At 56.7% G+C, this 9,627-nt stretch carries 7 protein-coding genes; 3 read left to right on the forward strand and 4 right to left on the reverse strand.

Features of this window, described 5'->3' with window-relative positions:
• Window positions 1–127 precede the first annotated feature (127 nt).
• The 4 genes from HY768_03390 to HY768_03405 form a co-directional block, all read right to left on the reverse strand.
• Complete coding sequence (locus HY768_03390) at window positions 128–496, reverse strand: class I SAM-dependent methyltransferase (GenBank protein ID MBI4726263.1); 369 nt, start codon at window positions 494–496, stop codon at window positions 128–130.
• A 53-nt stretch (window positions 497–549) separates the two neighbouring features.
• Window positions 550–2,298, reverse strand: a complete 1,749-nt coding sequence (locus tag HY768_03395) for an ABC transporter ATP-binding protein (protein MBI4726264.1) — start codon at window positions 2,296–2,298, stop codon at window positions 550–552.
• Between the two features lie 188 nt (window positions 2,299–2,486).
• Window positions 2,487–5,153 (reverse strand): cation-translocating P-type ATPase, encoded by a 2,667-nt coding sequence (locus HY768_03400; protein ID MBI4726265.1) that lies wholly within the window; start codon window positions 5,151–5,153, stop codon window positions 2,487–2,489.
• Window positions 5,154–5,226: 73 nt separating this feature from the next.
• Complete coding sequence (locus tag HY768_03405; protein MBI4726266.1) at window positions 5,227–6,495, reverse strand: citrate transporter; 1,269 nt, start codon at window positions 6,493–6,495, stop codon at window positions 5,227–5,229.
• A gap of 180 nt (window positions 6,496–6,675) precedes the next feature.
• Between HY768_03405 and lpxB the strand changes: the two genes are divergently transcribed.
• From lpxB to ltaE, 3 genes are all read left to right on the forward strand, one after another.
• Entirely contained in the window at window positions 6,676–7,809 is a 1,134-nt protein-coding gene (gene lpxB / locus HY768_03410; GenBank protein MBI4726267.1) for a lipid-A-disaccharide synthase, read from the forward strand.
• Between the two features lie 128 nt (window positions 7,810–7,937).
• A complete protein-coding gene (locus HY768_03415; protein ID MBI4726268.1) occupies window positions 7,938–8,468 on the forward strand; it encodes a hypothetical protein in 531 nt (176 codons plus the stop codon).
• 26 nt (window positions 8,469–8,494) lie between these two features.
• Window positions 8,495–9,535 (forward strand): low-specificity L-threonine aldolase, encoded by a 1,041-nt coding sequence (gene ltaE, locus HY768_03420; protein ID MBI4726269.1) that lies wholly within the window; start codon window positions 8,495–8,497, stop codon window positions 9,533–9,535.
• Window positions 9,536–9,627 lie beyond the last annotated feature (92 nt).

Below are 9,627 nucleotides of genomic sequence, written 5' to 3' on the forward strand. Positions count from 1 at the left end.
CTGCCATCAAACGACGAGCCCGTTCGTTCAAGTGGGGCCAGATACGCGCAAATTGTTCTTCGAGTCGGACATTGTTTTTCATGTCCAACATTATAGCACAAAATAAACTACTTGTAAAGGTTATTTATTAACGCTTCCTAAACCTGGCCCAAGTGTCCCTTGTAACCAAGTGCAAAACGCCGTGTGAAATTATTAAATCATAGTGGGTGTTGAAATCATACCCGGCCAGGTCCTGAACCCAGGCATTGATTTTGATGTCCTTTTGTTTGGCGAGCAGGGTCAGTTTCTCTATGCCGTTGGCGGAAATGTCAAAGGCATCCACGGAAAATCCTTTTTCCGCCAGATACAAGGCATTTCTTCCGTCACCGCATCCGGCATCAAGGATTCTCGCACCCTTTGGCAGCGAGTTTGAAATCTCATATATCTCCAGGCTGGGATTCCCAAAGGTCGAAGATTCAATGCTTTTATAAGCTTTTTCCCAAAATGGCTGGTCCATCTATTTGCCTGTTTTATAAATAACGATTAACAATTAACCAATAACGAATCCGGTCAGGCCTTCTCCAGTTCCCGTTCCAATTGCTGCAGCTGGTGCATCTCGTAATATTTCCCCTGGCGGGCCAAGAGCTCCTGGTGCCGGCCCTGCTCCACGATCCGGCTCTGGTCCATCACCAATATCAGGTCGGCGTCCCTGATGGCGAAAATGCGGTGGGAGATGACGATGGAGGTGCGCTGTTCCAGCTCGGACCTGAGGCTGTCCAAAATTCTGCGTTCGGTGTCGGCGTCCACCGCCGAGAGGGCGTCGTCCAGGATTAGCAGAGGCCTGTCCAGCAGCAGGGCCCGGGCCAGCGCCAGCCGCTGCTTTTGGCCTCCGGACAAAGTAACCCCCCGTTCGCCGATCACAGTCTTATATCCCTTAGGCAGCCCCAGTATCTCTTGGTGAACCGCGGCCAGCCGGGCCACCCGCTCCAGCTCTCCTGGTTCCGGCAGGGGCCAGCGCCCGAAAGAGATGTTCTCCTCGATGCTGTCGGAGAACAGGAAACTGTCCTGGGGAACAAAGGCGAACTGCTCCCTTAAGGAATCCACTGTGTAGTCGGATATCTCCCGGCCGTCCAGAGCAATCTGACCCTGCTGGTAGTCGTAGAGCCGCATCAACAGATGGGCCAGGGTGCTTTTGCCCGAGCCGATGGTGCCGGTGATGCCCAGCATTTTCCTGTCCTTAAGCTCAAAACTGATGTCCTGCAGGGCCGGGCGGGACTGGTCCTGGTGGTAATAGGTCAGGCCCTTGACTCCCAGGCCGCCCTTGGCCGTTCCAAGTTTGACTGCGCCGGGGAGGTCCTTGATCTGGGGCCGGGTCTCCAGGATCCGGTTAAGCCGTCCCTGCGAGGCCGCGCCCCGCTGAAAGATGTCGATGGCCCGGCCGATGGCGATCATGGGCCAGATCAAGATCCCCAGATAGGCCATGAAGGCCACGAAGTCGCCCAGGGAGATCCGGCCGGAAACGGCCAGCCGTCCGCCCCACCACAGGGCGATGCCCTGGGAGAACGAAGCCACCAGGGTTATCAAAGGAAAGAAAGCGCCCCAGACCCAGACCAGCTTCATGTTCTTGTCCAGATAATCCCGGCTGGTGGCATCAAAGCGGAAATTTTCCGAATGCTCCTGGACGAACAGTTTCACCACCTTGATGCCCGAGATGTTCTCCCGCACCGTCTCGGTCAGTTCAGAAAATGATTTTTGCACTGCCTCGAACCGGCGGCGGATGATCCGGCCGAACAGAGCCACGATCAGGCTCAGGAAGGGCAGGGGGATCAGGGCATACAAGGCCAGATGGAGCGAGAGACTGAACATCAGGAACAGGGAGGCCAGGCCCAGCACCACGATGTCGGTTAGGATCACCGAGCCAAAGCCCAGGGCCATCCGCACAGCGTTGATATCATTGGTGGCATGGGCCATCAGGTCCCCGGTCTTGGTGTTGTCAAAATAGGCGAAGTCCAGGGTGCAGAGGTGGGAGAAAAACTCGTCCCTCAGTTTCTGCTCCACTTTCCGGGCGGTGCCGATCAGGAAATAGCGCCAGAAGAAGCGCCCGACGCCGATGGACAGGGCGATGCCGGCGCACCAGGTCCCGTAGAGTATAAGCCTTTTGGGATCGACGGCGCCCAGGGCCAGGTCGTCCACCGCCCGCCTTACCACTTGGGGGATCAACAACTGCAGCAGGTCCACCGCGATTAGGCTGACGAAACCGGCCGCCAGGGCCCATTTGTAACGGGCCAGGTATTTTTTCAGTTTAAAGAGTTCTTTCATTCGCTGTTATTTTCACCACAAAGCATGCCCTGAGGCAAATCGAAGGGACACCAAGACACACTCAAATTACGATTCCCAATTCACGATTTACTGATTTGGTGCCTTGTGTCTTGGCGGTTAGGCTCCGGTTTATCCGTGTCCCATAAGTAGTTTATATCCGTGCCGCCACCAGAAATGAAGGTCTAAGGCTACTGGTCTTTTCCCAGCCATCCCCGCCGGACCATGACCTTGGTCAGTTCCAGCACCGGCGACACCGAGAAAGCCAGGATCGTTATTATCAGCAGGTCCAGGGCGGGCAGGCTGTAGGTGCCGAACGGCTTGTGCAGAAAAGGCAGGTAGACGATCAGCCCCAGCAACAGCAGCTCCCAGAGCACGGCCAGGTTGAGCCAGTTATTGGCGAAGGGCCGTTTGAGAACGGTCAGGCGGTCGGAACGGAAATTGTAGGCCTTGAAGAACTGTATCAGCACCAGTGAAACGAAGGTCATGGTCATGGCCTCCCTGATGTCCCGCCCCGAGTTCATGGCCCAGATGAAGATCCCCAGGTTGACTGCGGCCGACCACAGCCCGCCCACGGCCATCAGGATGGTGATGGGCCGGGTGAAGATTCCGGTGCGGGGATTGCGGGGAGGCCGCTTCATCAGGTCGTCCTCGGGCGGGTCCACCGCCAGGGCCAAGGCCGGCAGGCCGTCGGTGGCCAGGTTGACGTAAAGGATCTGGACCGCAGTCAGGGGCAGGGGCAGGCCCAGCAGGATGGCCCCGGCCATCAGGCCGATCTCGCCGATATTGGAGGACAGCAGGAACATCAGGTATTTCTTGATGTTCCCGTAGATCCCCCGGCCCTCCTCCACTGCGGCCACGATGGAAGTGAAGTTGTCGTCGGTCAAAGTCATGGCCGCGGCCTCCTTGGTAACATCGGTGCCGGTAATGCCCATGGCGATCCCGATGTCGGCCTTCTTCAGGGCCGGCGCATCGTTGACCCCGTCGCCGGTCATAGACACGATGTGTCCCCTGGCCTGGAGGGCGGTCACCACCTTCAGCTTGTGGGAGGGCGACACCCGGGCGTAGACCTCGATGTCCTTCACCTGGCGGGCGAAGTCTTCGTCGCTTAAGGCCTCCAGCTCGGCGCCGGTGATCAGCCGGCCGTTCTTCAATATCCCCAGCGCCTTGGCGATGGCCCGGGCCGTGTCCGGGTGGTCGCCGGTGATCATCACCGTCTTGATTCCGGCCTCTTCGCATTTCCTGATGGCCCCCACCACCTCGGGGCGCGGCGGGTCGATCATTCCGAACAGGCCCAAAAAGAGCATGTTCTGCTCGGCCTGCTCGATGCCGGCATCGGCCTTGGAGGCCACCGCTATTACCCGCAGCGCCTGGCCCGCCATCTGCCTGGCTTTGGCCAGGATCTCCTCCCTGGCCCGGGGGTCCAGTTCTTTTTCCCGGCCCCCGCTCAGGTGCCGGGCGCATGAATCAAGGATGACCTCGGGCGCGCCCTTAGCATAGGCCACCGGGCCCCCGGCCGACTCGTGAAGGGTTGTCATCCGCTTGGATTCGGAAGTGAAGGGTATCTCCTGTACCCGCTTAAACTCCAGATCCAGGTCGGCCTTGTGCAGTCCGGCCTTGGCCGCGGCCACTACCATGGCGCCTTCGGTGGGGTCGCCCTTGATGTCCCACCCATCTGTTTGTTGCACCAGACAGGCATCGGAACATAGGACCCCGGCCCGGAGCAGAGCGGCCAGTCCGTCATCGGGCGCGAACACGGCGCCCTGCCGCAGGAATTCCCCGGAGGGCTGGTAGCCGGTCCCGGTAACATCGGTCATTTCACCGGCGGCATAGATCTTGACCACCGTCATCTCATCCTTGGTCAGGGTGCCGGTCTTGTCCGAGCAGATGAAGGTGACGCTGCCCAGGGTCTCCACCGTGGGCAGGCGGCGCATCAGGGCGTGGCGCTTGACCATCCGCTGCACGCCGATGGCCAGGGATATGGTGACCACGGCCGGCAGGGCCTCGGGCACCACCGCCACCGCCAGGGCGATGCCGAATATCAGCATCTCGATAAACGGCTGTCCCCGGAAAAGACCGAAGGCCACTATGACGCCCACCAGCGCCAAGGCCGCCCGGGCCAGCAGGCGGCCCATCCGGTCCAGGTTTTCTTGCAGCGGTGTCCTTCCGGTCTCCACCGCTTGCAGCATCTGGGCTATCTTGCCGAACTCGGTGCCCATGCCGGTGGCGGTGACCACCGCCCGGCCCCGGCCATAAGTGGCCACGGTTCCGGCGAAGGTCATGTTCCTGCGGTCGCCCAGCGGCAGATCTCCCCCCTGGGGCATCGGTTCGGTGGTCTTTTCTACTGGCAGTGACTCGCCGGTCAGGGCCGCTTCCTCGGCCTGCAGGTTGATAGCCTCGATCAAGCGGGCGTCGGCCGGCACTTTGTCGCCGGCCTGGAGCATGATGATGTCGCCCGGCACTAAGTCCCGGGCCGGGAGCTCTATCTCGCTGCCGTCCCGGAGCACGGTGGCGGTGGGGGCCGCCATCCGGCGCAGGGCCTCCATGGCCCGCTCGGCCCGGTATTCCTGGATAAAGCCCAAAAAGACCGCGAACAGGACGATAACCGCAATGGCCACCGACTCGATGCCGTGGCCCAGCGCCAGGGAAAGGGCGGTGGCCAAAAGCAAAATTATGATCAGCACGTTCTTGAACTGTTCCCCCATGATCTCCCAGGGGGAGATGCAGGCTGCGGCCTGCAGTTCATTTGGGCCGTGCTCGGCCAAACGGGTCTTGGCCTCGGCCGAGGAAAGGCCGGCATGTTTATCAGTTCTTAACTCGCCGAGGGTTTCCGCAACTGTTTTGTGGTGGTAAAACATTTTTCTCCCGCTAATATTTTTGACAACAGGCATTACCAGGGCCGAAAGGTATCCGCGCCCCATGAAAATATTCTTATCTCCAGACCAGCCAGACGAAAACCGAGGCCGCAGCCACTGCCGCCAGGGTAAAGGGCAGGCCCACTTTGACGAACCCGGGGAAGGACACATGGTAACCCTCTTTTTTAAGAATGCCGCAGGCCACGATGTTGGCCGAAGCCCCGATGGGAGTGATGTTTCCGCCCAGGCTGGCGCCGATCAGCAGGCCGAACAATAAAAGCGAAGGCTCCAGGTTCAAACTCTTGGAAAGCGAGATGGCCACCGGCAGCATGGCCGCCAGGTAGGGCACATTGTCCACGAAGGCCGAGATCAGCACCGACAAAAAGACCAGGGCGAAGAACCCCAGGAATATGTTCCCGCCGACCAGCCCGGCCAGACAGCCCGAAATGGTTTCTATCCACCCGTTGGCGATCAGCCCGCCCACCAGCACGAAAACCGCCATCAGAAAGGCGGTGGTGTCCCAGTCCAGGGACTTGATCTTTTGCCAGGCCGAGGCCTTTTTCCAGAGCACATCCCAACAGAAAGCGGCCATACCGAAAGCCATGCAGATGATGCCGGCCAGGAAGGAAAAGCCAGCGTCAAAGAACGAGGACAGGGCCAAAGCCACGATCATGGCGGTCAACATAATAGTAGGAATCCAGGACAGAACCTTCTCCTCGGCCACCAGGACCGTTTTTTGGGTGTGCTTCCGGAACACATAATATAATACCGGCAGCGAGGCCAATGCCCCCAACTCCACCGCAAAAAAGATGCTGGGCTTGCCGCGGTAGAAAAAGAAATCGAAGAAATTCATTTTGGCATAGCCCCCCAAAAGCATGCTGGGCGGATCCCCGATCAGGGTGGCCGTGCCCTGCAGATTGCTGGAGATGGCGATGGCGACCAGCATGTTGACGGGGTTTATATTCAGCCTTTTAGCCAGGGCCAGGGCGATGGGGGCCACGATCAGCACGGTGGCCACGTTCTCCACGAAGGCGGAGATGAATCCGGAGAGGGCGCAGATGGCGATGATGGCCCAGGCGATGCTGGGCGAGCGGTTGACGATATGCTCGGCCAGAAAGGCTGGTACCCGGCTCTCCAGGAAGATGTCGGTCAAAAACAGGGTGCCCACAAAAATGCCCATTACGTTCCAGTTAACGAAAAAAAAGGCCTGTTTAGCGCTTAAAGCGCCCAGCAGCACCAACAACAGGGAGGCCCCCACCGCCACCAGGGTCCGCTTTTTCAGGAAGACCATAAACAGCAAATAGGCCGCAATAAAAACGGCCAGGGATATGATTTTTGGATTCATTCGGAATTTTTCCTATCGACGAGCGTGAAAATATTTTTGATCTTTCATTATATCACCCAAACCTCAAATAAGTCAACAAAATCCAGCCCAAGAAAAGCCCGGGGAAAAATGGTTTTGACGCACACCCTGTCGCACATTTCCTGTTGATTAAACAAAAAATAATTGCTATACTAATAGTCTATGTCCAAACTGATGATCATCGCCGGAGAGACATCCGGCGACCTCCACGGCGGCCAGCTGGTGAAGGAGCTGAAGGCGCTGGATCCCGGCCTGGAAATATTCGGGATCGGGGGCGACCGGATGCAGGCCGGCGGGATGGAGCTTTTGTACCATGTGCGCGAATTTTCGTTCATGGGCATCGCCGAGGTTCTAGGGCATCTGCCTTTCATCCGCTCGGTGATGAAAAAAATGGAAGGCGAGCTTTACGCCCGGAAGCCCGATGCCGTGGCGCTGATAGACTATCCCGGCTTCAACCTGCAGTTCGCTGAAAAAGCCAAAAAGGCCAGGGTCCCGGTGATCTATTTCATCTCGCCCCAGGTTTGGGCCTGGGGCCGGGGCCGGGTGCGCAATATCCGGAAGTTCGTTGACAAGATGCTGTGCATCCTGCCGTTCGAAGAGGAGTTTTACCGGGGCCGCCGGGTGAACGCCCGCTATGTTGGCAACCCCCTGAGGGATGCTGTTAAAACCGGCCAGAGCCGGGAACAATTCCATCAGAAAAACGGATTGAACCTCCAGCACCATTTAGTGGGGCTGCTGCCGGGCAGCCGCAAGCAGGAGATAGAGCTGATTTTGCCGGTGATGCTGCAGACATCCCAAATGCTCAAAGAAAAAGACCCCGGCCTGCAGTTCGCTTTGGGCCTGGCCCATGATGTGGACCGGGAGCGGATTGAAAGCCTGATCAATGCCGCCAGTCTTGAGGTGACTCTGATCAAAGGCTCGGCCTACGACCTGATGGCCTATTCCCGGCTTTTGCTGGTGGCCTCTGGCACCGCCACCCTGGAAGCCGGGATCAGTGGCACGCCGATGATCATCATCTACAAGACCTCGCCCCTGACCTACTTCATCGGCCGGAGGCTGATCAAAGTGCCCTACATCGGATTAGTCAATTTAGTGGCCGGAAAAAAAGTGATCCCCGAATTCCTGCAGCACGAGGCCCGGCCCGGGGCGATATACCTGATGGCCCAGGTGCTGCTGGCCGAGGGCCGGCCGAGACAGGCGGTAATGGCCGAGCTGGCCAATATCCCGCAAATACTGGGCGCACCGGGGGCGGCCAAACGGGCGGCGGCGGAGATTTACGACAGTTTGAAACGTTAGAAAGGTTTGAACGGTTGACCTCACCCCTACCCACTTTCGCTTGTCTACTTATCGGCCTTACTCAGTGCGGGCTCTCTCCAAATGAATTTGAAGAGGGAAGTTTGCCCAACCATAACAAGAAAAAGCAAATGAATAAAGTAAAAAAATTTCTTATACTCGCACTATTGATTAGTTCGGTCATATATGCGCAAGAAGCAGAAAAATATGTGGTAGAAAACCCAAGGGTTAAAAGGCCTTTTGGTTTAAACCTCAATTTGGGTGGTCCAACTTACTTAGCTTCTGTTTCTCTGGATTACTTCCTGTTGCCGGTATTGAACATTGAAGCAGGTGGAGGCCTTACGGGATATTATGCTGGCCCCAAATATCATTTCAATGGCAATGCAAAAAGAGATAAAACCACAATATATACAGGTATTCTATTTGTGGTGGTCCCACCGGTGGACATTATTGAATTAGGGCCATCAGGTGATCAATGGAAAACACAACCCACCAAAACATATTATGGTCTGTACGCGCCGGTTGGTTTTAATACTATATATAGAAATGGCTATACATTTGCCATTGAAATCGCGTATAGTAGCATAAATAAAGAGTTCACAAGTGTCCCTTTATATTTTTCATTAAAATTCAGTTATCATTTTATCAAGCCAACACACTAATCCCAAAAATTCATTCACGAATCCCAATGAAAATCATAGACCTCCGCTCCGACACAGTCACCCGGCCCTCGGCCGCCATGAAGCAGGCTATGTTCAATGCTCCCCTGGGCGACGACGTTTTCGGCGACGACCCCACGGTCAACCAGCTTCAGGCCGAGACCGCCAGGCTGCTGGGCAAGCAGGCCGGGCTGTTCGTGCCCTCCGGCACCATGGGAAATCAGATCGCGCTTAAGACCCTGACCAATCACGGCGATGAAGTGATCCTGGACTACGAGTCCCACATCTTCCGCTACGAGGTGGCCGGGGCGGCGGTGATTTCAGGCCTGCAGTTCAACGCAATAACGGGGTCTGGGGGAATCATGACCTCCGAACAGGTCGCAAACGCCATTCGTCCGGCTGACATTCACCAGCCGGCCACGGCCTTGGTCTGCTTAGAAAACACCCACAACCGGGCCGGCGGCGTGGTCTATCCTTTGGCCGAAATTAAAAAGATATCGGCCTTATGCAAAAAACATAAAATCAAAATGCATCTGGACGGAGCCCGGCTGTGGAACGCCGCTATTGCCAGCGGAATCTCGCTGAAGGAATACTCCGGATATTTTGATTCGGTGATGGTCTGTTTCTCCAAAGGCGTGGGCTGCCCGGTGGGCTCGGTTCTGGCTGGCGATAAAGAGTTCATAGAAAAAGCCCGGCGCAACCGCAAGATGATGGGCGGAGGCATGCGCCAGGCGGGCATTTTGGCCGGGGCCTGTTTGTATTCTTTGAAACACAACCTCAAAAGAATAGCCGAGGATCACAGAAGGGCAAGAAAACTGGCCCAGATGATATCTCAAATACCGAAAGTCAAAATTGATCTGATGAGCGTGCAGACTAACATTGTGGTCTTCGACATCAAGCGGACCGGGATGAACCCGGAGCAGGCCATGGTCAAATTAGCCAGAAGCGGCCTGTGGGTGCTGCCTTTCGGGGAAACCAAATTGCGGGCGGTGACCCATCTGGACGTGGACGATAATGATATTCCTGAATTCCGTAGCATAAATATACACTACAGTCCTTTGAGGAGCTGAGGAGATACAGCTTTAAGGATGCGTTCTTGGCGTTTTGTTAATGTGACAATACGGGATAAGGTAAAACCTTTTGACTGATCACGCAAATACAC

Source organism: candidate division TA06 bacterium (genome assembly GCA_016208585.1).
In the GTDB taxonomy this organism is placed as follows: Bacteria; Edwardsbacteria; AC1; order AC1; family EtOH8; genus UBA5202.

Excerpts from the sequence above, each read along its gene's own strand:
- HY768_03390 (MBI4726263.1), bottom strand. The coding sequence starts at position 496 with ATGGACCAGCCATTTTGGGAAAAAGCTTATAAAAGCATTGAATCTTCG.
- ltaE (MBI4726269.1), top strand. The coding sequence starts at position 8,495 with ATGAAAATCATAGACCTCCGCTCCGACACAGTCACCCGGCCCTCGGCC.
- HY768_03400 (MBI4726265.1), bottom strand. The coding sequence starts at position 5,153 with ATGTTTTACCACCACAAAACAGTTGCGGAAACCCTCGGCGAGTTAAGA.
- HY768_03415 (MBI4726268.1), top strand. The coding sequence starts at position 7,938 with ATGAATAAAGTAAAAAAATTTCTTATACTCGCACTATTGATTAGTTCG.
- lpxB (MBI4726267.1), top strand. The coding sequence starts at position 6,676 with ATGTCCAAACTGATGATCATCGCCGGAGAGACATCCGGCGACCTCCAC.
- HY768_03405 (MBI4726266.1), bottom strand. The coding sequence starts at position 6,495 with ATGAATCCAAAAATCATATCCCTGGCCGTTTTTATTGCGGCCTATTTG.
- HY768_03395 (MBI4726264.1), bottom strand. The coding sequence starts at position 2,298 with ATGAAAGAACTCTTTAAACTGAAAAAATACCTGGCCCGTTACAAATGG.